This window comes from Planococcus alkaliphilus (assembly GCF_057031095.1).
This window is the reverse complement of sequence record NZ_CM168060.1, coordinates 2,235,433-2,259,575: the sequence shown is the minus strand read 5'-3', so window position 1 is coordinate 2,259,575 and position 24,143 is coordinate 2,235,433. Positions and strand designations below refer to the sequence as shown.

At 44.6% G+C, this 24,143-nt stretch carries 18 protein-coding genes; all 18 read left to right on the top strand.

What is annotated here, in order from left to right; translation table 11 throughout:
* The first annotated feature begins 33 nt into the window (after nucleotides 1-33).
* Complete coding sequence (locus tag AC2EXB_RS12070; RefSeq protein WP_483601639.1) at nucleotides 34-1,737, top strand: proline--tRNA ligase; 1,704 nt, start codon at nucleotides 34-36, stop codon at nucleotides 1,735-1,737.
* Between the two features lie 267 nt (nucleotides 1,738-2,004).
* Nucleotides 2,005-6,312 (top strand): PolC-type DNA polymerase III, encoded by a 4,308-nt coding sequence (locus AC2EXB_RS12065; protein WP_483601638.1) that lies wholly within the window; start codon nucleotides 2,005-2,007, stop codon nucleotides 6,310-6,312.
* A gap of 124 nt (nucleotides 6,313-6,436) precedes the next feature.
* Entirely contained in the window at nucleotides 6,437-6,922 is a 486-nt protein-coding gene (rimP, locus tag AC2EXB_RS12060) for a ribosome maturation factor RimP (protein ID WP_251474345.1), read from the top strand.
* A 24-nt stretch (nucleotides 6,923-6,946) separates the two neighbouring features.
* A complete protein-coding gene (gene nusA, locus AC2EXB_RS12055; RefSeq protein WP_483601637.1) occupies nucleotides 6,947-8,104 on the top strand; it encodes a transcription termination factor NusA in 1,158 nt (385 codons plus the stop codon).
* A 20-nt stretch (nucleotides 8,105-8,124) separates the two neighbouring features.
* Complete coding sequence (gene rnpM / locus AC2EXB_RS12050; RefSeq protein WP_483601636.1) at nucleotides 8,125-8,406, top strand: RNase P modulator RnpM; 282 nt, start codon at nucleotides 8,125-8,127, stop codon at nucleotides 8,404-8,406.
* Complete coding sequence (locus tag AC2EXB_RS12045) at nucleotides 8,406-8,723, top strand: YlxQ family RNA-binding protein (RefSeq protein ID WP_235196561.1); 318 nt, start codon at nucleotides 8,406-8,408, stop codon at nucleotides 8,721-8,723. The genes rnpM and AC2EXB_RS12045 overlap by 1 nt, the downstream gene beginning before the upstream one ends.
* 4 nt (nucleotides 8,724-8,727) lie before the next feature.
* Entirely contained in the window at nucleotides 8,728-11,040 is a 2,313-nt protein-coding gene (infB, locus tag AC2EXB_RS12040; RefSeq protein ID WP_483601635.1) for a translation initiation factor IF-2, read from the top strand.
* Nucleotides 11,037-11,315 (top strand): DUF503 domain-containing protein, encoded by a 279-nt coding sequence (locus AC2EXB_RS12035; RefSeq protein ID WP_235196560.1) that lies wholly within the window; start codon nucleotides 11,037-11,039, stop codon nucleotides 11,313-11,315. The genes infB and AC2EXB_RS12035 overlap by 4 nt, the downstream gene beginning before the upstream one ends.
* 18 nt (nucleotides 11,316-11,333) lie before the next feature.
* The gene (gene rbfA, locus AC2EXB_RS12030) at nucleotides 11,334-11,687 is read left to right on the top strand and encodes a 30S ribosome-binding factor RbfA (RefSeq protein ID WP_235196559.1); all 354 of its coding nucleotides are present in this window, start codon (nucleotides 11,334-11,336) and stop codon (nucleotides 11,685-11,687) included.
* 177 nt (nucleotides 11,688-11,864) lie between these two features.
* A complete protein-coding gene (gene truB / locus AC2EXB_RS12025; protein WP_483601634.1) occupies nucleotides 11,865-12,794 on the top strand; it encodes a tRNA pseudouridine(55) synthase TruB in 930 nt (309 codons plus the stop codon).
* 1 nt (nucleotide 12,795) lies between these two features.
* A complete protein-coding gene (ribF, locus tag AC2EXB_RS12020; protein WP_483601633.1) occupies nucleotides 12,796-13,746 on the top strand; it encodes a riboflavin biosynthesis protein RibF in 951 nt (316 codons plus the stop codon).
* A 137-nt stretch (nucleotides 13,747-13,883) separates the two neighbouring features.
* Nucleotides 13,884-14,153, top strand: coding sequence for a 30S ribosomal protein S15 (rpsO, locus tag AC2EXB_RS12015; RefSeq protein ID WP_052651293.1), 270 nt, complete (start codon nucleotides 13,884-13,886; stop codon nucleotides 14,151-14,153).
* A 150-nt stretch (nucleotides 14,154-14,303) separates the two neighbouring features.
* Nucleotides 14,304-16,418, top strand: a complete 2,115-nt coding sequence (gene pnp / locus AC2EXB_RS12010) for a polyribonucleotide nucleotidyltransferase (RefSeq protein ID WP_483601631.1) — start codon at nucleotides 14,304-14,306, stop codon at nucleotides 16,416-16,418.
* Nucleotides 16,419-16,602: 184 nt separating this feature from the next.
* The gene (locus AC2EXB_RS12005) at nucleotides 16,603-17,829 is read left to right on the top strand and encodes a M16 family metallopeptidase (protein ID WP_483601630.1); all 1,227 of its coding nucleotides are present in this window, start codon (nucleotides 16,603-16,605) and stop codon (nucleotides 17,827-17,829) included.
* 86 nt (nucleotides 17,830-17,915) lie between these two features.
* The gene (locus AC2EXB_RS12000) at nucleotides 17,916-18,950 is read left to right on the top strand and encodes an aspartate-semialdehyde dehydrogenase (RefSeq protein ID WP_483601628.1); all 1,035 of its coding nucleotides are present in this window, start codon (nucleotides 17,916-17,918) and stop codon (nucleotides 18,948-18,950) included.
* 134 nt (nucleotides 18,951-19,084) lie between these two features.
* On the top strand, nucleotides 19,085-20,752 hold the full coding sequence (locus AC2EXB_RS11995) for a ribonuclease J (protein WP_235196556.1): 1,668 nt from the start codon (nucleotides 19,085-19,087) through the stop codon (nucleotides 20,750-20,752).
* A 167-nt stretch (nucleotides 20,753-20,919) separates the two neighbouring features.
* Nucleotides 20,920-23,232 (top strand): DNA translocase FtsK, encoded by a 2,313-nt coding sequence (locus AC2EXB_RS11990; RefSeq protein ID WP_483601627.1) that lies wholly within the window; start codon nucleotides 20,920-20,922, stop codon nucleotides 23,230-23,232.
* A gap of 176 nt (nucleotides 23,233-23,408) precedes the next feature.
* Nucleotides 23,409-24,137 carry a GntR family transcriptional regulator gene (locus AC2EXB_RS11985; protein ID WP_052651302.1) on the top strand — a complete coding sequence of 243 codons (729 nt, stop codon included), beginning with the start codon at nucleotides 23,409-23,411 and terminating at the stop codon, nucleotides 24,135-24,137.
* Nucleotides 24,138-24,143 lie beyond the last annotated feature (6 nt).

Here is a 24,143-nt window from a genome sequence, read left to right as displayed (position 1 = left end):
AAAAATTCATAGTCAGTTGAGGTGTATTTTGGAATGAAACAATCAGCAACTTTTATCCCTACATTAAGAGAAACGCCAGCAGATGCCGATGTGAAATCGCATCAACTATTATTAAGAGCGGGCTTTATCCGCCAAAACACAAGCGGAATCTATTCATTCTTGCCGATGGGCAAGCGAGTTCTGCAAAAAGTGGAAACGATTATCCGCGAAGAGATGGAAGCAGCAAACAGTGTGGAAGTCTTTCTTCCGGCTTTGCAGCAAGCCGAGCTATGGCAGGAAACAGGCCGCTGGTATTCATATGGCGACGAATTGATGAGATTGACTGATCGTAATAACCGTGAATTTGCATTGGGCGCAACCCATGAAGAAGTCATCACGAGTTTATTGCGCGACGAAATCAAGTCCTATAAAAAATTGCCATTGAACCTTTTCCAAATTCAATCAAAATTCCGCGACGAAAAACGTCCGCGCTTCGGTTTGCTTCGCGGCCGTGAATTCTTGATGAAAGATGCGTATTCGTTCCATGCAACGAAAGAAAGCCTTGATGAGACGTATGATGTAATGATGCAGGCCTATACGAATATCTTTACGCGCCTTGGTTTGAATTTCCGTGCAGTGATTGCGGATTCCGGTGCGATCGGCGGGAAAGACAACCATGAATTCATGGTTCTTTCAGAAATCGGAGAAGATACGATTGCTTATTCGGATTCATCGTCTTATGCAGCGAATATCGAAATGGCGGCAGTGAACATGGACTATCCGAAATCGGAAGAAGCTCCGAAAGAAATGGGAAAAGTGCCGACTCCAGACCAGAAAACGATTGCGGAAGTATCAGCTTTCTTAAACACCTCTCCAGAAAAATGCATCAAAACGTTGGTTTTCAAAGTAGATGAAGATTTTGTTGTTGTACTGTCACGCGGCGACCACGAAATCAATGATGTGAAAGTGAAACACGCAACAGGCGCAATGGCCGTCGAAATGGCGACTCCGGAAGAAGTGAAAGAATTGTTGAACTGTGAAATCGGTTCTCTCGGACCGGTCCAATTGCCGGCTTCGATTCGTGTGTTTGCAGACCAGGCAGTGAAATCGATTGTAAACGGGATAACGGGAGCGAACGAAGAAGGCTTCCATTACATCAATGTAAATCCAGAAAAAGATTTTGCTGTTGAAGCATATGCAGATCTCCGCTTTGTCCAAGAAGGCGATTTGTCGCCGGACGGCCAAGGCACGATCCGTTTTGCAAAGGGAATTGAAGTCGGTCATATCTTCAAACTGGGAACACGCTACAGTGAAGACATGAAAGCGACATTCTTAAATGACCAAGGCAGAGCGACGCCATATATTATGGGATGCTACGGCATCGGCGTATCGCGCGTAGTGGCTGCAATTGCTGAACAATTCCAAGACGACAACGGCTTTACTTGGCCGGATGCGGTAGCACCGTATGAAGTCCACCTTGTCCCTGTCAATATGAAGGATGAAACGCAGCGTACGCTTGGGGAAGAATTGCACGAACTGCTAAAGTCGAATCGTTATGAAGTGCTGCTGGATGACCGCAACGAGCGTGCCGGTGTAAAATTTGCAGACGCCGATTTAATCGGTATACCTCTTCGCGTAACGATCGGCAAGAAAGCGGCAGAAGGAATTTTAGAAGTGAAGGATCGCCGTACTGGTGAGACATTCGAGTGGAAACGCGAAGAATTATTGGAACAAGTGCAGCAATTCTTTAAAAAATAATCGTTAAATCTGATATGATTAAAGGAAAGTACAATTGTACTTTCCTTTCTTTATTTTTATCCTAAATAATGAAATTTCAGTTTCTTGAGTGGTTTTTTCGCTAACCGCCTTAAGGCTACGGTTATCAAGTAACCAATGAGCAACATGGATTCAGTAAGAACATGATACTGGAAAACATTCCTGAAAGCAGAGGTTTTCCGGGAAATCAGCACATATAAAGACTCACCTTATAGATCATGGGAATACATTTTGACGAAGGGGATAGTTATGACAAACCAGCAAGATTCAAAGATGCGCTTCAAGCTACTTCTTCAGCATCTCGACCTAATAGAAGATGTACATATGCCATATTTTGAGGAGGCGGAATTGACTCGGATGACCGTCCATAAGAAAGAGCGGACATGGCGGTTTTTGATCAAAGTTAAACAAGTATTGCCGCTTGAATTATTCCTATTATTGAAAGAGCGGCTGCATACAACGTTTTCAAGCATTGCCAGTATCCAATTAACCATTGAAAGTGAAACCGCTAATGCAGACGGTGATTTGGTAATGGAGTACTGGAGATATGTCGTTGAAGAATTTTCCGACATGGCACCGCCTTTACGAGATCAGCTATTGTCTCAAGTTCCGGAATGGAGCGGCTCAAAGCTGATGCTTTGCTGCAGCCATGAACATGAAATGATGGCATTGAAATCCAAATACACCGAAAAATTGGTTTCCGTATACCAGCAATTCGGTTTTCCACGCATCGGCATCGATTTCCAATTGGCAGAAGGTGATCAGGAAGCTGCTCACCTCGCCTTTATGGAACAGCGTAAAATCGAAGAAGAAGAAATGGCGAAAAAAGCGCTAGCCGATATGAAGAAAAGAGAAACGGATCGGGTGGATAACGGAGTGCCTACAGGGCCATTCCAAATGGGTACGGCGATCAAACCGGATGAAACCATTTCAGAGATCAAGTCAATCGTCGATGAAGAACGTCGAGTTACCATCGAAGGCTATGTCTTTGATGTGGAAGTCCGTGAACTTCGAAGCGGCCGTTCGCTATTGACAGTCAAAATGACCGATTATACCGATTCAATCCTTGTGAAGATGTTCTCACGCGACAAGGAAGATGCAGCGTTAATGGCCAGCCTGAAAAAGGGCATGTGGCTGAGAGCACGCGGTTCAATCCAAATGGATACATTCGTTCGCGATTTGGTCATGATGGCACAGGATATGGCAGAAATCAAACCGGATTTCCGGAAAGATACCGCTGAAGAAAAACGTGTGGAATTGCACCTGCATACGCCGATGAGTGCAATGGATGCTGTTTCATCTGTTGATTCTCTGGTGGCGCAAGCGGCTAAATGGGGACATCCTGCAATTGCTATCACGGATCATGCAGGTGTCCAATCTTTCCCAGATGCATACGCAGCAAGCAAAAAGCATGGCATTAAGGCGATTTTCGGGCTAGAAGCCAATCTAGTCGACGATGGTGTGCCGATTGCCTACGAGGAACGCCATGCGCTTTTAGAAGACGAAACCTTTGTGGTCTTTGACTTGGAAACGACAGGTCTCTCGGCTGTTTACGATACAATCATTGAACTCGCGGCTGTAAAGATCAAAGGCGGACAGATTATTGATAAATTCGAGAGCTTCGCCAATCCGCATCATGAATTATCAGCAACGACCATCGACTTGACCGGCATCACGGATGATATGGTGAAAAATGCACCTGAAGTCGAAGAAGTCATCCGCAATTACCATGAGTGGGCCGGCGATCATATCATGGTTGCCCATAATGCTTCATTTGATATGGGTTTCCTATACGTCAGCTATAAAAAATACGGCATTGATACAAAGCATGCTACAATCGATACTTTGGAACTCGCCCGTATGCTGCATCCCGAATTGAAAAATCACCGGTTGAATACGCTGGCAAAAAAATTCGGCATCGAGTTAACCCAGCATCACAGGGCAATCTACGATACGGAAGCGACATCATATCTACTGACGCATCTGTTGAAAGAAGCTCACCAAAAAGGGATTCTTTATCACGATGAGCTCAATGATTACGTGGGCGGCGGGGATTCTTATAAACGCTCCCGGCCGACGCATTGCACCTTGCTTGCCCAAAATGATGAAGGCTTGAAAAACCTGTTCAAATTAGTATCCGCTTCACATATCGATTATTTCTACCGCGTACCGCGCATCCCGCGTTCTTTGCTGCAGCGCCACCGAAAAGGCCTGCTCGTCGGCTCTGGCTGCGACAAAGGGGAAGTATTTGAAGCGGTTATGCAGAAATCCATGGAAGAAGTAGAGCAGACAGCGAAGTTCTATGATTATTTAGAAGTCCATCCGAAAGAAGTCTACTCACATTTGATCGAACGTGAATTGATCCGGGATGAGTGGAATCTGGAAGATGTCATCCGCAAACTAGTGAAGGTCAGCAAAAAGCTGGAAATTCCGCTCGTTGCAACAGGCAACGTCCATTATTTAAATGAAAACGATGCGATTTTCAGACAAGTATTGATTGGTTCCCAAGGCGGGGCCAATCCGCTGAATCGCCATAAATTGCCGAAAGTCCATTTCCGTACAACCAATGAAATGCTGGATGCTTTTGAATTTCTTGGTGCAGAAACAGCCCATGAAATCGTCGTGGGCAATTCGAATAAAATTGCCGATATGATTGATACGGTCAAACCGATCAAAGATGATTTGTATACACCGAAAATTGAAGGGGCAGATGAAGAAGTCCGTGAATTAAGCTATAATATGGCCCATAAAATCTACGGAGAGAAGCTGCCTGAAATTGTAGAAGCCCGAATTGAAAAAGAGTTGAAATCCATTATCGGACACGGTTTTGCGGTCATCTATTTGATCTCGCATAAACTGGTGAAAAAATCTTTGGATGACGGGTATTTGGTAGGTTCCCGTGGATCGGTCGGATCTTCGCTGGTTGCGACGCTCACGGAGATTACGGAAGTCAATCCATTGCCGCCTCATTATATTTGTTCGAAATGCCAGAAATCGGAATTCTTTGATGACGGTTCCGTCGGATCTGGCTTTGATTTGCCGGACAAACTTTGTCCGGATTGCAACATCCCTTTCCAAAAAGAGGGGCAGGATATCCCATTTGAAACTTTCCTTGGATTTAAAGGGGATAAAGTTCCCGATATCGATTTGAACTTTAGTGGTGACTACCAGGCACGAGCCCACAACTACACAAAAGAATTGTTCGGGGAAGACAATGTATTCCGTGCGGGTACAATTGGTACGGTCGCAGAAAAAACAGCTTACGGTTACGTCCGCGGCTATGCCAATGACCGTGACATGACGCTTCGCGGCGCAGAAATCGATCGGCTCGTCCAAGGGTGTTCAGGCGTTAAGCGAAGTACAGGACAGCACCCAGGCGGGATTATTGTTGTTCCGGACTATATGGATATATACGATTTCTCTCCGATCCAGTTTCCCGCAGATGCACAGGATTCCGAATGGAAAACGACGCATTTCGACTTCCATTCGATCCATGATAATTTGCTGAAGCTTGATATTCTGGGACACGATGATCCGACTGTTATCCGGATGCTGCAAGATTTGTCGGGGATAGATCCAAAAACGATTCCGACAGATGATCCCGAAGTGATGAAAATCTTTTCGGGCGTAGAATCGCTTGGCGTTACCGAAAAGCAAATCGGCTGTAAAACCGGGACGCTCGGCATTCCGGAATTTGGTACGCGTTTCGTTCGCCAAATGCTCGAAGAAACAAAGCCGACGACGTTTTCGGAATTGGTTCAGATTTCCGGTCTATCGCATGGGACAGATGTTTGGCTCAGCAACGCACAAGAGCTGATTCAAAACGGGACTTGCCAATTATCGGATGTAATTGGCTGCCGGGATGATATTATGGTTTATTTAATTTATCAAGGGCTTGAATCTTCGCTTGCTTTTAAAATTATGGAATCGGTCCGTAAAGGTAAAGGGCTGACGTCGGAAATGGAAGAAGCGATGAAAAAAGAAGGCGTGCCGAACTGGTATATTGAATCATGCAAAAAGATCAAATACATGTTCCCGAAAGCTCACGCTGCAGCTTATGTTTTAATGGCTGTCCGGATCGCTTATTTCAAAGTGCATTTCCCGATCCTTTATTACGCAGCGTACTTCACGGTGCGTGCTGAAGATTTTGATGTCAACGCCATGGCGAAAGGTTCTTCCTCTATCCGCGCACGGGTAGAGGAAATCAATTCAAAAGGCTTAGAGGCATCGACGAAAGAGAAGAACTTGATGACAGTAATGGAACTCGCACTCGAAATGGTGGAACGCGGATTTACTTTCCAGAAAGTTGATTTGTATAAATCGAAAGCGGATGAATTCATCATCGACGGAACTTCCTTGATTCCCCCGTTCAATGCCATTCCAGGACTTGGAACCAATGCGGCCAAATCAATTGTTGCCGCTCGGGAACATGGGACATTCTTATCAAAAGAAGATCTTCAGCAGCGCGGGCGTGTGTCGAAAACCATCATCGAATACATGGACGACCACGGGTGCCTTGAAGGAATGCCTGATGCCAACCAGTTGTCGCTCTTCTAGGCGTTTGCACCATTCCGATAATTATGGTATTATTGTAATAACATTTACTGATAGCTCTGTCGCAGAAGAGTGGGATCTCCCGCTCTTTTCTGTTGTTATGGCATAAATTTGGCAGGAGGCACGTATGAGCAAAATTACAGAACAAATTGAACAACTAGCTTTGCCCATCATCGAAGAACTAAATTTGGAACTCGTTGATGTGGAATTTGTAAAAGAAGGCCGCAGCTGGTTTTTACGGGTGTTTGTAGATAATCCGGAAGCGCCGATTGATATTGAGCAATGTGCAGTGGTCAGCGAAAAATTAAGTGAAATCTTAGATGAAATCGATCCGATCGAGCAAAATTATTTCCTGGAAGTTTCTTCTCCAGGAGCTGAACGTCCGTTGAAAAAAGACAAGGACTTCGATAATGCCCGCGGAAAATTCATCTACATCAAAACCTATGAACCGATTGAAGACGCGAAAGAATTTGAAGGATATTTGCTATCGTATAATGAGGAACAAGTAGAAATTGAAATTAAAATCAAAACACGCAGAAAAACAATTGCGATTCCACGGGAAAAAATTGCAGTAATCCGTCTGGCAATTGACTTTTCTGTGAAGCCTGATTGAAGAAACTTGGGAGTGAATTGACTAATGGCTAAGAGCAAGAAAACAAGCAAGAACAGCAGCAATGAGCTGCTAGAAGCATTGGATGCTTTGGAAAAGCAAAAAGGGATTTCTAGAGAAGTGCTGATTGAAGCGATTGAAGCTGCTTTAGTAACAGCGTATAAGCGTAATTTCAACCAAGCACAAAACGTTCGTGTAGATTTGAATTTGGGCACCGGTACAATGCTCGTCTATTCGCGCAAAGATGTCATGGAAGAAGTGGAAGATGAACGTCTTCACATTTCGCTTGAAGATGCAAAAGCGATCAACCCAGCTTACGAACTTGGCGATGTTGTAGAGGAAGAAGTGACGCCTCGTGATTTTGGCCGCATTGCTGCCCAAACAGCGAAGCAAGTTGTGACGCAGCGCGTACGCGAAGCGGAACGTGGTTTGATTTTCGAAGAATTCGTTGACCGTGCTGATGATATCGTTAACGGAATTGTAGAGCGGACGGACGCACGCAATCTTTATGTGGGTCTTGGAAAAGTGGAAGCCGTGCTTCCTCAGACTGAACAAATGCCGAATGAGTCTTACCAGCCTCATGACCGCATCAAAGTTTACATCACTAAAGTCGAGCGCACGACACGGGGACCGCAAGTGTTCGTTTCCCGTACACATCCAGGCCTTCTTCGCCGTTTGTTTGAAAACGAAGTTCCGGAAATTTTTGAAGGAATTGTCGAAATCAAATCGATCGCACGCGAAGCGGGAGACCGTTCGAAAATCTCTGTTGTCGCACACCGTGAAGACATCGATCCAGTAGGTTCGTGTGTCGGAGCAAAAGGCGCACGCGTTCAAACCATTGTCAATGAACTAAGCGGAGAAAAAATCGATATCGTGGAATGGTCGGAAGAGCCAGTTGTATTTGTTGCGAATGCGCTTAGCCCTTCAAAAGTTCTAGATGTTCAAGTCAATGAAGATGAAAAATCGACAACAGTTGTCGTGCCGGATTACCAGCTTTCACTAGCAATTGGCAAGCGCGGTCAAAACGCACGTTTAGCTGCTAAATTGACGGGTTGGAAAATTGATATCAAGAGTGAAACGGATGCCCGTGAAATGGGAATTTATCCGAATGAAAACTCATCAATCGAGTTGGTCGAATCTGGAGAAGAATTGGACGATTTCGATTTCTACAACGAAGAAGAATAAGAAAGAAAAGGTGATGTCGGTTGGCTCTGCAAAAGAAAATTCCACTTCGGAAGTGTGTAGCTACAGGCGAGATGCATCCTAAAAAAGAAATGATCCGAGTTGTCCGTACAAAAGAAGGCGAAGTGTTTGTCGACTTGACGGGCAAGAAATCAGGCCGGGGCGCGTATGTTTCCAAATCGGAAGATGCAATCGCCTTGGCGCAGAAAAAGAAAGTCTTGGACAATCAATTGGAAGTTAAAGTTCCAGCTGAAATTTACGCCGAATTAATTCGCGTTGTCCTCAGAGAGCAGTTGAAGAAATAATGAATGATCAAAAAATCCTGCAATTATTAGGATTGGCGACTCGTGCGCGCATGACCACCACTGGTGAGGAAATGGCTGTAAACGAAGTTCGCAATGGAAACGCAAAATTAATCATATTGTCTGAAGATGCTTCAGATAATACGAGCAAGAAATTGCATGACAAATGCAAATCGTATGATGTCGAGATTCGAGTATTCGGAACACGTTTCGAACTTGGACATGCAATCGGCAAAGAAGAACGAGTTGTGATCGCGATCACTGATTCAGGATTTGCTAAAAAACTGATAAGCTTGTTCGATGAAAAAAACCGGGGGTGAGCAGATGACCAAAATTCGAGTACATGAATACGCTAAAAAAGTAGATAAACCGACAAAAGAGATTATTGACCAGTTATCAAAGCTAAATATTGAAGTTGCCAACCATATGGCTACATTAGAGGACAATGCTGTTTCAAAATTGGACGGCATTTATAAGAAATCTGTGCAAGGACAGCAAACGCAAATGCGCCAACAGCACGCTCAAAAAAGTCCGCAAGGCGGACAAGGTTCTCGTCCACAAGGTGGACAAAACAGTTCGCGTCCATCAGGACAGGGTCAATCCCGTCCGGCTGGACAAGGACAAAACCGTCCATCAGGGCAAGGGCAATCCCGTCCAGCTTCACCAAGCCAAGGGCAGTCCCGTTCACAAGGAAATGGCCAACGCCCGGCAGCGCCAGCAAAATCCGGCTCGAACTTTACGCCGAAAGCTGCAAAACCGACTGCGGGTCCAGGACAGCGCAATTCAAACCGTCCAGGCGGCGGTGGAAACCGCAACCGCAATAAAGGAAAGCAGCAGCGTCCAGTAAATCCGATGCCGCCTATGCCTAAAAAAGAAAAAGAATTACCAGCTAAAATTACGTTCTCTGAATCATTGACAGTTGGTGAATTAGCGAAAAAATTAGGCCGTGAGCCTTCTGAAATCATTAAAAAATTATTCATGCTTGGGGTTATGGCAACCATCAACCAAGAGCTGGATAAAGATGCGATCGAATTGATTTGTGCAGAGTATGAAGTGGAAGTGGAAGAAGAAATCATCGTCGATAAATCTGACTTGGAAGTTTACTTCGAAGCAGAAAATGAAACGCTGAATGAAGAGCGTCCGCCAGTTGTAACGATCATGGGCCACGTTGACCATGGTAAAACAACTTTACTGGATTCAATCCGCCATACAAAAGTGACTGCAGGCGAAGCCGGCGGGATCACACAGCATATTGGTGCATACCAAGTCGTAGAAAATGGCAAGAAAATTACGTTCCTTGATACTCCAGGGCACGCAGCGTTCACAACGATGCGGGCGCGCGGAGCGAAAGTAACCGATCTTGCAATTATCGTAGTAGCTGCAGATGATGGTGTAATGCCGCAGACTGTAGAAGCGATCAACCACGCAAAAGCTGCAGAAGTGCCAATCATCATTGCCGTCAATAAAATGGATAAGCCAAGCGCTAACCCTGACCGCGTCATGCAAGAATTGACAGAGCATGGTTTAGTCCCTGAAGCGTGGGGCGGAGATACAATTTTTGTACCGATTTCTGCTTTGAAAGGCGAAGGAATCGATACACTTTTAGAAATGATCTTGCTTGTATCTGAAGTAGGAGAATTAAAAGCCAATCCAGCCCGCCGCGCTATCGGTACGGTAATTGAAGCGGAACTTGATAAAGGCCGCGGTTCTGTCGCTACTTTGCTTGTTCAAGATGGTACGTTGAACGTAGGAGATCCGATTGTTGTCGGCAATACTTACGGACGCGTCCGTGCAATGGTCAATGATATTGGCCGCCGCGTAAAAGATGCCGGCCCGTCAACCCCAGTTGAAATTACGGGATTGAACGATGTGCCTCAAGCAGGAGATCGTTTTGTTGTGTTTGAAGATGAGAAAACGGCTCGCCAAGTCGGTGAAACCCGTGCAACTTCTGCGCTTCAAGTGCAGCGTTCTGAAAAAACACGTGTTACCCTCGACAATTTGTTTGACCAGTTGAAACAAGGGGAAATGAAGGAATTGAACCTAATTGTTAAAGCTGATGTTCAAGGTGCAGTTGAAGCGATGGCTGCTTCTCTTATGAAAATCGATGTTGAAGGCGTCAATGTGAAAATCATCCATACAGGCGCTGGTGCGATCACCGAATCCGATATTTCACTCGCAGCTGCTTCGAACGCAATCGTGATCGGATTTAACGTCCGTCCAGACGTGAACGCAAAACGTGCGGCAGAAGCAGAAGGCGTAGATATCCGCTTGCACCGCATCATTTATAAAGTAATTGAAGAAATTGAATTTGCTATGAAAGGCTTGCTTGATCCTGAGTTTGAAGAAAAAGTCATCGGCCAAGCAGAAGTCCGCAGCACGTTCAAAGTTTCTAAAGTCGGAACAATTGCCGGAAGCTATGTAATTGAAGGCAAGATTACGCGTGATAGCGGTGTTCGCGTCATTCGTGAAGGAATTGTCGTTTTCGAAGGTGAAATCGATACATTGAAACGATTCAAAGACGATGCTAAAGAAGTAGCAAAAGGCTACGAATGCGGGATCACGATTAAAAACTTTAATGATGTAAAAGAAAATGACATTATTGAAGCCTTCGTAATGGAAGAAATCGAACGTAAATGATCCTCTACATGGAATGTGAATTCTTCATTCCTGTTGCGCATTCATTGAAAGAAAAACGGGCAGTATTAAAAAGCATGCTGACCCGTTCCAAGCAGAAATTCAACGTTTCAGCGGCAGAGATTGACCACCAAAATGTCTGGCAGCGCACGCGCCTCGCCTTTGTCACCGTTTCTTCATCGAAAGAAGTGGCAGATAAAGAAATGGCGCAAGTGCTCTATTATTTGGAAAGCAATCCTGCATGGGAATGTCTTGAAGTTCATCAAGAATATTTGTGAGAACGAGGTGAATAATCAATGACAATGCGCTCAAATCGTGTAGGCGAGCAAATGAAAAAAGAGCTTAGCGATATCATCGGCCGTAAATTGAAAGACCCGAGAATCGGATTTGTTACTGTAACCGATGTTGAAGTGACGGGAGACTTGCAGCAAGCGACCGTATATATCAGTGTGCTAGGTGATGAAAAAACAAAAGAACAGACTTTGCTCGGGCTGTCTAAGTCAAAAGGGTTTATTCGGTCGGAAATTGGCCAACGGATCCGTTTGCGCAAAACGCCTGAACTAGCTTTTGAATTCGATACTTCTGTTGCTTACGGAAATCGGATCGATTCACTTTTGCGTGATATTAAAGAACCAAAAGAAGACCAATAAGGATTTCATTGATTTCCATTGCATTGCAGTAAATCAGTGCAAGTTCAACTTTGCCGGCGGCCGCTTCTTCCATAGAGGATATGGAAGGGTTTGACCGCCTAAGCTTAGTAAAAGCCTGCTGTCTACTATAGATAAGCAGGCTTTTTTTATACATATTGAAAAAGGGGTTGGCAAGTAATGGCTATTAACGGAGTGCTTCCATTATGGAAAGAAAAAGGCATGACGTCACACGATTGCGTCTTCAAATTAAGAAAAATCCTGAAAATAAAAAAAGTAGGACATACAGGAACATTGGATCCTGAAGTCGATGGAGTCTTGCCAATCTGCATCGGCAGAGCCACTAAAGTGGCTGAATACATCACGGATCAAGGCAAAACATATGAAGCGGAAGTGACAATCGGCTTTTCGACAGAAACAGAAGATGCTACCGGAGCGCTCGTAGAATCAGACCCTTCAGATAAGGTTTTGACGCGAAAGCAATTACTTGAAGCACTAGAAGCCTTAACAGGAGAGATTACACAAATTCCACCCATGTATTCTGCTGTGAAAGTGAATGGCAAAAAACTCTATGAATACGCACGTCAAGGCATTCCTGTCGAGCGGCCAAAACGCATCGTCCGCATCGACTCTATTGAACTGCTTGATGAAGATGAACAGTGGAGCGGCCAAGAGCTGAAATTCTCCATTCGCATCCAATGCGGTAAAGGGACATACATCCGGACACTGGCAGTTCAGATAGGGGAAAAGCTAGGTTATCCGGCACATATGTCAAAACTTACGCGGACTGCTTCCGGAAAATTTGATGTGAGAGATTGCAAAACACTTGCCGAAGTGGAGGAACTTGCTCAAAATGGAGCTATCGGCACAATTTTGAAACCGTTAAGTTACGGGCTTAGCAACTTTCCGTTTTTTGAAATCGATCATAAAGATCTTTTTGCAGTTAAAAATGGGCAAGTTCTAAACCGCCATCCGTTAATGGAAGAACATGAATTCCTTGTTTTCACCGTAGGCGGCGAGCCGCTGGCACTTTACAAGCGCCACCCGGAAAAAGCGGACAAAATGAAGCCTGAAAAAATGTTCGGTTATCCGAAGATGGATGAGGTGTAAGATGGAAATAATTCATTTAAGTTATCCAAATCATATTGAGCCGGATGCGCCATTCGGTCCCATATCACTCGCGCTTGGATTTTTTGACGGCGTACATAGAGGGCATCAGCGCGTAATTGGGGAAGCGATTGCCCAAGCGAAAAAATTGAACATCAAATCAGCGGTCATGACATTCGATCCGCATCCTTCCGTGGTTCTCGGCGGCAGAAAAGAAGAAGTTTTTTATATCACGCCGCTGCAAAAGAAAATGGAAATCCTTGAGTCAATGAACGTGGATATTTGCTTTATTGTCCGGTTTACATCGGATTTTGCGCAATTAAGCCCCGATGAATTTATTGACCATTTCATTAAAGGCCTGAATGTGGTCCATGTCACTGCCGGGTTTGATTATTCTTTCGGCAGCAAAGGAAAAGGCAATATGGAGACAATGCAACAAAAAGGCGAAGGTTTTTTTGCTGTTACGACGATCGAAAAGCAAGTGGAAGCTGAAGAAAAGATCAGTTCCACCCGCATCCGCAGCTTGTTGAAAACAGGAGATGTTAAAGAAGTGAGCGGTCTCCTCGGCCGGCCGTACCGAATTTCCGGAACGGTTGTGAACGGGGATAAGCGCGGAAGAACAATCGGATTTCCGACGGCCAATGTGGAACCGGAAATTGGTACTTTTGTGCCTGGCCGCGGCGTATATGCAGTAAGGATCCAAGTACAGGGCCAATTTTACAACGGTGTATGCAATGTAGGCTATAAACCGACTTTCAATAATCCAGAGATTAAGAAAAATACCATCGAAGTTTACATCATCGATTTCGATAAGAATATTTATGGCGAGATGGTAGATGTGGACTGGCTGCTGCGCATCCGAGATGAACGGAAATTCTCGGGCATCGACGAACTGAAGGCGCAAATCCAGAAAGACAAAGAAACGGCGATTGCATACTTTGCCGAGGAGAAATAAGACGCAGAGTTGATTTTGGAAATGTCTTATGCTATCATTTAAAAGTACTGAAAACGTACGAACCGTTGCTTGGCAAATCGAATCACCAACGTTTGCTCAGTAATTGGGGATATTAGAAATTAGGAGGTGGAAACAGTATGGCAATCACTCAAGAACGTAAAAATGAATTGATCAATGAATACAAAGTGCATGACACTGATACTGGGTCTGCAGAAATTCAAATCGCCATTCTTACAGAAGACATCAACAACTTGAACGAGCACTTACGTACTCACAAGAAAGATCATCACTCACGTCGTGGTCTATTCAAAATGGTAGGTCGCCGTCGTAACTTGCTTAAATACTTGCGCGAGAACGATGTAGCACGCTACCGCGAGTTAATCTCAAAATTAGGCTTACGCCGATAATAGCAATTAGTAAAAGCGGGATTCGTCCCGCTTTTTCTTTATGGATAAATTTTATCTCATTCAATCGCACTCCGAATGGATTTTTGATACACTAGATACACGACTATTGGATACATATAGTGAAACATTGTAAGAGAGAGGAGCTCGATTATGGAGCAAACGAAAAAAGTCTATTCATTCGATTGGGCCGGCCGCGAATTGCAAGTTGAAGTTGGCCAATTGGCAAAACAAGCAAACGGAGCTGCTTTAATCCGTTACGGCGATACAGCAGTGCTTTCTACTGCAACGGCATCAAAAACGCCAAAACCATTAGATTTCTTCCCATTGACTGTAAACTATGAAGAGCGTCTATACGCAGTCGGCAAAATACCGGGTGGATTCATTAAACGTGAAGGGCGTCCTTCTGAAAAAGCGACCTTGACAAGCCGTTTAATCGACCGTCCAATCCGTCCGCTATTCCCAGACGGTTTCCGTAACGAAGTCCAAGTGATTTCGATGGTGATGTCAGTGGATCAGGACTGCCCGTCTGAAATGGCTGCTATGTTCGGTTCTTCACTGTCATTGATGATTTCCGACATTCCATTTGATGGCCCGATTGCAGGCGTTATCGTTGGTTTAATCGATGGCGAATACATCATCAACCCGACAAACGAACAGCTTGAGCAAAGTTCGATCAACTTGACAGTTGCTGGTACGAAAGATGCCATTAATATGGTAGAAGCTGGAGCGAAAGAAGTTTCAGAAGACGTCATTCTAGAAGCCATCATGTTCGGCCATGAAGAAATCAAGAACTTGATCGCTTTCCAAGAACAGATTGCAGCTGAAATCGGCAAAGAAAAAACGGAAATCCAGCTGTATGAATTGGATGCAGAATTGACGGCTACACTTAAAGAAGCGGTGGAAGCTGAAATGAATGCAGCAGTCCAAATCAATGAAAAACAAGCCCGTAATGAAGCGATTGATGAAGTGAAAGCACGCGCTTTAGCTGCTTATGAAGAATCAGATGAGGCTGTTAAGAAACAAGCCGGCCAAATTCTTGATAAAATGGTCAAAGACGAAGTGCGCCGCCTGATTACGGACGAAAAAATCCGTCCGGATGGCCGTACACCTTCTGAAATCCGCCCATTATCTTCTGAAGTGGGCATCTTGAACCGTACGCACGGTTCTGGATTATTCACTCGTGGACAAACTCAAGCAATGAGCATTTGTACGTTAGGCGCTTTAGGCGATGTTCAAATCATCGACGGCCTTGGTATTGAAGATACAAAACGCTTTATGCACCATTACAACTTCCCGTTGTTCTCGGTAGGTGAAACTGGATTCCTTCGCGGGCCGGGACGCCGTGAAATCGGACACGGAGCACTTGGTGAACGTGCGCTTGAAGCGGTCATTCCGAACGAAAAAGATTTCCCATACACAATCCGCCTTGTTGCGGAAGTATTGGAATCAAACGGTTCTACTTCCCAAGCAAGTATCTGTGCATCAACGCTTGCGATGATGGATGCAGGTGTACCTTTAAAAGCTCCGGTTGCGGGTATTGCAATGGGCCTTGTGAAAAAAGGCGACAACTATACAGTTCTTTCGGATATCCAAGGGATGGAAGACCATCTTGGCGATATGGACTTTAAAGTGGCCGGCACAGCAAAAGGGATCACAGCGCTTCAGATGGATATTAAAATTGACGGTTTATCCCGCGAAATTTTGGAAGAAGCGTTGACACAAGCGCAAATCGGACGGATTCACATCCTGGAATCGATGCTTGCGACAATTGCTGAACCAAGAACGACGCTTTCTAAGTACGCACCGAAAATTATCATGGTTAAGATCAATCCTGATAAGATCCGCGATGTTATCGGACCTGGCGGTAAAGTCATCAACAAAATCATTGATGAAACTGGCGTTAAGATCGATACGGAGCAAGACGGCACAATCTTCATTTCTTCTGTAGATGAAGAAATGAACGCAAAAGCTAAAGCAATGATCGAAAATATTGTACGTGAAGCGAAAGTCGGAGAATACTATGAAGGCAAAGTGAAGCGAATTGAGAAATTCGGTGCTTTTGTCGAACTATTCCCTGGCAAAGACGGACTTCTTCACATTTCTGAAATTCAGGAAGAACGGACGAAGGAAGTTGAAGATGTCCTGAAAATGGACCAAGTCGTTAAAGTGAAGGTCATTGAAATCGACCGTCAAGGACGCGTCAACCTTTCTCGCAAAGTGGTCTTGAAAGAAGAAAAAGAAGCAGCTGAAAAAGAAAATCAATAAGTACTCAAAAAAAATTGCCAACATATGTTGGCAATTTTTTTCAAATGACAGCATAGTTAAGAATGGAAGCATTCGAGGATGCATCCAAGCATCAGCGCTCAGGATTTTAAAGCTGTGAGTTTAATTTTAAGCTATACGGTATAGAGAGCGCTGGCGCTTTTTTTAACTGAGGGGGAAATTAAATTTGGTAAATACACATGTATGCGGAAACGGGCTACGGATCGTTTCTGAAAAGATTCCGCATTTTCGTTCAGTGGCCGTCGGGGTTTTTGTGAATGCCGGTTCGAGAGATGAACTGCCAGAAGAAAATGGATTGACGCATTTCATTGAACATATGCTGTTCAAAGGAACTGAAACACGGTCTGCAAAGCAGATTGCCCGGGAATTTGACCGCATTGGCGGAGACATGAATGCCTATACATCAAAAGAATACACGTGCTACTACGCAAAAGTGCTTGACCATCATGCAGAACTTGCGGTGACAGTGCTCGCGGATATGTTTTTCAATTCGAAAATGGATCCGGTTGAGATTGAGAAAGAGCGGCAAGTTGTTTTGGAAGAAATCAGCATGACCGAAGATATGCCGGATGACGATGTCCATGAGCAATTGTGGAAAGTCATGTATCCGCGACATTCAATCGGTGCGCCGATTCTCGGCACTGTCCAGACGCTGCAAAGTTTCACAAAAGAAAAGATCGAAGATTTCATGGAACGCCATTACACTCCTCAAAATACGGTGATTTCGGTAGCAGGGAACATTACTCCGGAATTGATCCGATTGATCGAGAAGCTATTCGGTGGATTTAACAGAACGAATCTGCCGAAAAATTACGTGCTGCCCGATTTTACTGCCGGCCACTCGTTTAAAAATAAAGAGACCGAACAAGGCCATCTTTGTCTAGGGTATCCGGGATTATCGATGCAGCATCCTGATATTTTTAATTTGGCGGTATTGAATAATGTCATTGGCAGTTCCATGTCCTCGCGCCTATTCCAGGAAATTCGGGAGGAGCGGGGGCTTGCGTATTCCATCTATAGCTACCATTCCGCTTATTCTGACCATGGGGCCTTAGCAATTTACGGAGGCACTTCAAATGAACAGATGCCGGAGTTGCAGGAAGTGATTTTAGATACACTGGCAGCAATTAAAGCGGACGGTCTGACTCGTGAAGAAGTCGAAGACACAAAAGAACAGCTAAAAGGCAATGTCATTCTTGGTTTGGAAAGCACTTCCTCCCGGATGAGCCGTAACGGGAAAAATGAATTATTATTGCAAAGGCATCAATCCCATGAAGAAATTATCCAGTTGATTGAACAAGTGACTACTGATAAAGTCCAAAACTTGATGAGTTTATTGATTGAGAATCCTGCCATTTCGATCATACGTGCCAAAAATGCTTCCTTAACTTAAGGAAGCATTTTTTGTTTGGAATTCACTGCTTTATCAGGGTGAATTATGGTACAATAACGCCAATCAATGAATAAGGAGCGAATTTTGTGAAAACATATAATGTAGCAATTATGGGAGCCTCAGGAGCAGTTGGACAACAGATGAAAGAACAACTGGAAAAAAGGAATTTCCCGGTAAAAGAGATTGTATTTTTAGCATCTAGTCGTTCAGCAGGCCAAAAAATCGAATTTAATGGAAAAACACATATCATCCAGGAAGCGGTCCCGGAATCTTTCGAAGAAATCGATATTGCACTTTTCAGTGCCGGCGGAAGCATTTCTGAAAAGTTTGCCCCGGAAGCAGTGAAGCGCGGAGCGGTCGTCATTGATAATACAAGCGCTTTTCGGATGGATAAAGAAGTGCCGCTTGTAGTGCCGGAAGTGAATAAAGAAGATTTAACTTTACATAAGGGCATTATTGCGAACCCGAATTGCTCCACCATCCAAATGGTCTGCGCGCTGCAGCCATTAAAAGAGCAATATGGTCTTAAAAAAGTGGTGGTATCGACGTATCAAGCCGTTTCTGGTGCTGGGCTAGCAGCAATCAATGAGTTGAAAAACCAAGCTGCAGACTTTGAAAATGCACCGAATGCAGAAGCAAAAGTCTTGCCGGTAAAATCAGCCGAACGGCATTTCCCGATCGCTTTCAATGCGATTCCGCAGATCGATCAGTTTACGGACAATGGCTATACATTTGAAGAAATGAAAATGATCAACGAAACGAAAAAGATCATGCATGACGCTGACTTATCAGTAGCTGCTACGTGCGTCCGTTTACCGGTTGTGACAGGCCACTCCGAATCCGTTTACGTCGAACTATCCGGTGCACCGACAATTGACGAAGTGAAAAAAGCTTTGGCCGAGGCGCCTGGCGTCGTATTGCTGGACGATCCTTCCAACCAGGTTTACCCGATGCCGCTAATGGCTGCCGGCAAAGACGAAGTGTTTGTTGGAAGAGTGCGCCAAGACTTGGATAACCCGCGCGGATTCCATTTATGGGTAGTTGCCGATAACTTGATTAAAGGGGCAGCCTTAAACTCGGTTCAAATTGCCGAATCGATGATTGAACAGGAAATCATCTAAGGTTACTTTAGAAAAATAGGGGGAATATAAACCGGACAGCCGTTCGGTTTATTTTTTTTCTTTGGACTGTTACCAGTGATTCCCGTATAATAAAGTCTATGGATGTGTACGGGTGAATTTTAGGAGGAAATAATTTGAGTAAAGTTAAAAATGAAGTAATCAGAGTTATTCCGCTCGGCGGAGTCAGCGAAATTGGAAAAGCGATGTATGTCATTGAAATTGATGAAGATCTATTTGTCGTAGACAGCGGATTGATGTTCCCGGAAGATGAAATGCTGGGCATCGATATCGTTATTCCGGATATTACGTTTTTAGAAGAAAATAAAGATCGCGTAAAAGGGATTTTCCTGACTCACGGGCATGAAGATGCTATCGGTTCAATCGCTTACTTGCTGAAAAAAGTACAGGCTCCTGTTTATGGATCTAAATTGACGATCGCATTAGCTAAAGAGCATGTGAAAGAGCAAGGTTCATTAAAACAAGTGAAGTTCTTCGAAGTAACGAACAAGAGCCGGATGAATTTCGATAAAACCCATGTGACGTTTTTCCATACAACGCACAGTATCCCGGATGCTTTAGGAATTGTCTTCCATACATCTGAAGGTGCAATCGTCCATACCGGGGAATTCAAATTTGATCAGTCGGCTAAAGGCAGCTACAAGCCAGATATCGCGAAAATGGCGAAACTTGGTGAAGACGGCGTCTTGATGCTTCTTTCTGATTCCACAGAAGCGGAACGCCCAGGCTATACGACTTCTGAAACGGTCATTGCAGATCATTTGCTGTCTGCGTTTATCGCAGCTCAAGGGCGCATTCTCGTTTCCTTGTATTCATCGAACTTCATACGGATCCAACAAGTTTTCGATACAGCGCATGCGACAGGCAAAAAAGTTGCAGTTGCTGGGAAAAGCTTGGAAAGCAGCTATGAAGTAGGATTGCGATTAGGCTATTTGACAGTCCATGAAGACACAGTCATTTCATTGAAAGACCTTGAAAACTACAATGATGAAGAAGTGGTCATCATTGTTACAGGGAATCAAGGTGAGCCTCTAGAGGCATTGGATAAAATGGTCCGCAAACAGCATAAAGATGTGAAGATCAAAGAGACGGATACCGTTTTAATTACATTTACACCATCTCCAGGCATGGAAGTGCCGATGTTCCAAACAATGAATAAATTGGCGAAAGCCGGCGCGAATGTTTTAACGTCCAGCAAGAAAGTCCACGTATCCGGACACGGCAGCCAAGAAGATTTAAAAATGATGCTTAACATGATGAAACCAAAATATTTCATCCCCATCCAAGGCGAATACAAAATGTTAATTGCACATTCTAAATTGGCCCAGCAAGTCGGCATGCACAAATCGGATATTTTCATTGCAGATAAAGGCGATATCGTCGAATACAAAGATGGCAAAGTACGGATGAGTGGGCGCGTTACTGCCGGGAATGTCCTGATTGACGGCATTGGAATCGGAGACGTCGGCAATATTGTCCTTCGCGACCGCAAATTATTGTCGCAAGACGGGATTTTCATCGTTGTTGTGACCTTGAACCGCAAAGAAAAGAAAATTGCTTCAGGGCCAGAAATGATTTCAAGAGGATTCGTCTATGTCCGCGAATCAGAACAATTAATGGAAGAATCTACACAGTTAGTACGGAAAGTAGTCGAGAAGTACGTCATTAAAGATGCTTTTGAATGGAATAATATTAAACAGGAAATTCGCGACACTTTGAATTCTTATTTATTCCAACAGACAAAGCGCCGCCCAATGATCATCCCGATTATTATGGAATATTAAGAGAGTAAAAGTGAAAGGATTTCCAAACCGTCTGACACGGTGGAAATCCTTTTTCAATGCTTACGAAATAAGATAAGGCGCAAATGAATTTACGGCTCTCAGTCGAGTTTGAAACCTTGATAAAGAGATTGCGCTTTTCTTAAAAATGAAGGAAATGAGGGATCAAAATGCCGCGGACTCCAGCAAGAAACAAGAAAAAGAAAAAACCGGCATCGAAGAAAAAACAGCAGTTTCCTCCTATTGGCTATGAAGTCATCGGTTTGCTATTAATTGTACTTTCAGTACTTATGGCATTTCAATTAGGAATCATCGGAAAAATGCTTTTAAATACGGCAGAACTTTTAATGGGCAACTTAGCGTTTCTTATACCGCTGGCTTTGCTCTTCACAGCCATCCACGTCATGGTACGTCGAAGATGGCCGAAGCCAAAGCTGAAGACGGCAGTTAGTTCGCTGTTCATTTTGACGGGCATTGCGTTGATTTGCCACTTGGTCTATGCAGCAGGTTCCATTTTGCCGCTCACTTCCAACAATGTGATAGCCGAAACGATTAAGTCCACCCAATTGACGGGTTCGATTTGGCAAAGCTATGATGCCAGCGGCGCCGGTTTATTCGGCGGTTTCTTATATGCACTGTTCCATGTATTGTTTGATACAGCCGGAACATGGATTATTGCCATCCTTCTTCTTTCGATTGGAGCAATCATTTTAACAGGGAAAACTGCTGCACCTTATATTGCAGAAAAAATCCCAAGCATGCGCCCGGTAATAGACGGCTTATTGGTTCGCTTGAAACAGCCAAAAACGAAGCGCCTTGCAGCGCCGCGGAAAAAAGCAGCAAAGCTGGAAGAGCCGGAACAAGTCATTGAAGTCGATGAAGCATTGGAATACGACGACGAAGAAACGGTTTACCCCGATGTACATGAAGAACCGATCATTTCAGCATTTACTGAAAATGTAAAACCGAAAAAAGTTGAAGCGGCTCCGGTTGAACCGGAACTGGAAAGTTCAGATGACGGGGAAGTTAAACTCATGTCTACGCATGAAGAAATGGAAAATGAAGAATACCAGCTTCCGCCGATCGATTTGTTGACCTTGCCGCCGCACAGCGACCAAAGCGGCGAATATGCAGGCATCCAGAAAAACGCCAAGAAGCTTGAAAAAACCTTCCAAAGCTTCGGGGTGCGCGCAAAAGTGACGCAAGTCCATTTAGGGCCCGCTGTGACAAAATATGAAGTGCTTCCGGACACAGGCGTAAAAGTAAGCAAGATTGTCAGTCTGCACGATGATTTGGCACTTGCTCTTGCAGCCCGGGATATCCGCATTGAAGCGCCAATCCCTGGAAAATCGGCCATCGGCATCGAAGTGCCTAATTCGGAAGTGGCCATTGTCAGTTTGCGTGAAGTACTGGAATCAGAAGAAAATAACAAGCCGGATGCTAAATTGCTCTTTGGCCTTGGCCGTGACGTAACTGGACAAGCCGTAATGACGCAACTGAATAAAATGCCCCATTTATTAGTAGCAGGTTCTACAGGGAGCGGTAAGTCTGTCTGCATCAACGGCATCATCACCAGCATCATTATGCGTGCAAAGCCGCATGAAGTGAAAATGATGATGATTGACCCGAAAATGGTGGAATTGAACGTCTACAATGGCATTCCCCATTTGTTGGCGCCGGTCGTAACGGATCCGCGCAAGGCGGCCCAGGCATTGAAAAAAATCGTTTCAGAAATGGAGCGCCGCTATGAACTGTTCTCGCATACCGGCACACGGAATATCGAAGGCTATAACGATTATGTCCGGATTTTCAATGAAGAGAACGAAGAAAAGCATCCCAAGCTTCCGTTTATCGTTGTCATTGTTGACGAATTAGCGGACTTGATGATGGTCGCTTCCAATGAAGTGGAAGACGCCATTACCCGTTTAGCGCAGATGGCCCGTGCAGCAGGCATCCATTTGATCATCGCCACGCAGCGTCCGAGCGTTAACGTCATTACCGGTGTCATTAAAGCCAATATCCCTTCGCGGATCGCTTTTGCGGTTTCTTCTGCGATTGACTCCCGGACGATTTTGGACATGGGCGGAGCGGAAAAATTGCTGGGCCGGGGTGATATGCTGTTCCTAGGAGCAGGCCAATCAAAACCGGTTCGGGTTCAAGGCGCGTTCTTGTCGGATTCAGAAGTTGAAAAAGTCGTGGACTTTGCTATTGAACAGCAGAAAGCCCAATACCAGGAAGACATGATTCCGTCTGAGGTCGAAGAAGCAGCGATTGACGACGAGACCGACGAAATCTATGACGAAGCTGTGCAGCTCGTATCAGAAATGCAGACTGCTTCTGTTTCCATGCTGCAGCGCCGCTTCCGGGTCGGCTATTCAAGAGCCGCAAGAATCATTGACCAGATGGAACAGCGGGGAGTAGTAGGCCCTTATGAAGGCAGCAAACCGCGAACTGTTTTAGTTCCAAAGCAGGAGGAATATTAAGGAAATATCAGAATTTTTGTGACAATCTGATTACATCGAATGAAATATTTGCAATGAAAATTCGCGAAATTCGACAAAAGACTATTTATTTCGTCTAGAATAAGTGTTATAGTAATTTTGATTAGTAGGAATGTTTTACATCAGATGTCTGATCTCTGTCATTGGTGGTGAGTCTTATGACAATTAAATCGGATCATCGAGCGTTGTACCTTCAAGTGATTGATCGAATGAAGCAAGACATTGCGGCCGGATTGTACAAAGAGAAAGAGAAGCTGCCATCCGAGTTCGAACTTGCGAAATCACTTGGAGTCAGCCGTGCGACTTTAAGAGAAGCACTGCGGTTATTGGAAGAAGATAATATTATCGTAAGGCGGCATGGCGTCGGGACTTTTGTCAATCCAAAACCTGTATTTTCGACAGGCATCGAACAATTGACAAGCGTCTCCGACATGATTCGCCAGGCAGGCATGGAACCCGGCGTGATTTATCTAAGCACCGGTGAGAGCCTTTCGTCCGAAGAAGATATAAAACGCTTTCATTGCGATGCCGATGAATCCATAATTACTATTGAACGCGTCCGAACGGCAAATGGTGAACCTGTCGTCTATTGCATCGACAAAGTGCCAGCGGCTTATCTGCCGGCTGATTTTCTCGGACGCAAAGAAAGCTCGATCTTCTCAGCGATAGAAGAGTCCGGAGAAACCCGCATTGCCTATGCGGTCACATTCATCGATCCAATCGGATACCATGAAGATGCGTCGCCGATTCTTGAATGCGATCCGGAAACAGCATTATTGGTGTTAAAACAGCTCCACTACGATGAGGACGATCGTGTGGTGCTTTACTCAAAGAATTACTTCAGAGCTGATAAGTTTAGTTTTCATGTAGTTCGAAAACGTGTGTAAAACGGC

Excerpts from the sequence above, each read along its gene's own strand:
- nusA (WP_483601637.1), top strand. The coding sequence starts at position 6,947 with ATGGCTAAGAGCAAGAAAACAAGCAAGAACAGCAGCAATGAGCTGCTA.
- AC2EXB_RS12045 (WP_235196561.1), top strand. The coding sequence starts at position 8,406 with ATGAATGATCAAAAAATCCTGCAATTATTAGGATTGGCGACTCGTGCG.
- ribF (WP_483601633.1), top strand. The coding sequence starts at position 12,796 with ATGGAAATAATTCATTTAAGTTATCCAAATCATATTGAGCCGGATGCG.
- AC2EXB_RS11985 (WP_052651302.1), top strand. The coding sequence starts at position 23,409 with ATGACAATTAAATCGGATCATCGAGCGTTGTACCTTCAAGTGATTGAT.
- AC2EXB_RS12065 (WP_483601638.1), top strand. The coding sequence starts at position 2,005 with ATGACAAACCAGCAAGATTCAAAGATGCGCTTCAAGCTACTTCTTCAG.
- rpsO (WP_052651293.1), top strand. The coding sequence starts at position 13,884 with ATGGCAATCACTCAAGAACGTAAAAATGAATTGATCAATGAATACAAA.
- AC2EXB_RS11990 (WP_483601627.1), top strand. The coding sequence starts at position 20,920 with ATGCCGCGGACTCCAGCAAGAAACAAGAAAAAGAAAAAACCGGCATCG.
- truB (WP_483601634.1), top strand. The coding sequence starts at position 11,865 with ATGGCTATTAACGGAGTGCTTCCATTATGGAAAGAAAAAGGCATGACG.
- rbfA (WP_235196559.1), top strand. The coding sequence starts at position 11,334 with ATGACAATGCGCTCAAATCGTGTAGGCGAGCAAATGAAAAAAGAGCTT.
- AC2EXB_RS12070 (WP_483601639.1), top strand. The coding sequence starts at position 34 with ATGAAACAATCAGCAACTTTTATCCCTACATTAAGAGAAACGCCAGCA.
- rimP (WP_251474345.1), top strand. The coding sequence starts at position 6,437 with ATGAGCAAAATTACAGAACAAATTGAACAACTAGCTTTGCCCATCATC.
- pnp (WP_483601631.1), top strand. The coding sequence starts at position 14,304 with ATGGAGCAAACGAAAAAAGTCTATTCATTCGATTGGGCCGGCCGCGAA.
- infB (WP_483601635.1), top strand. The coding sequence starts at position 8,728 with ATGACCAAAATTCGAGTACATGAATACGCTAAAAAAGTAGATAAACCG.
- AC2EXB_RS12035 (WP_235196560.1), top strand. The coding sequence starts at position 11,037 with ATGATCCTCTACATGGAATGTGAATTCTTCATTCCTGTTGCGCATTCA.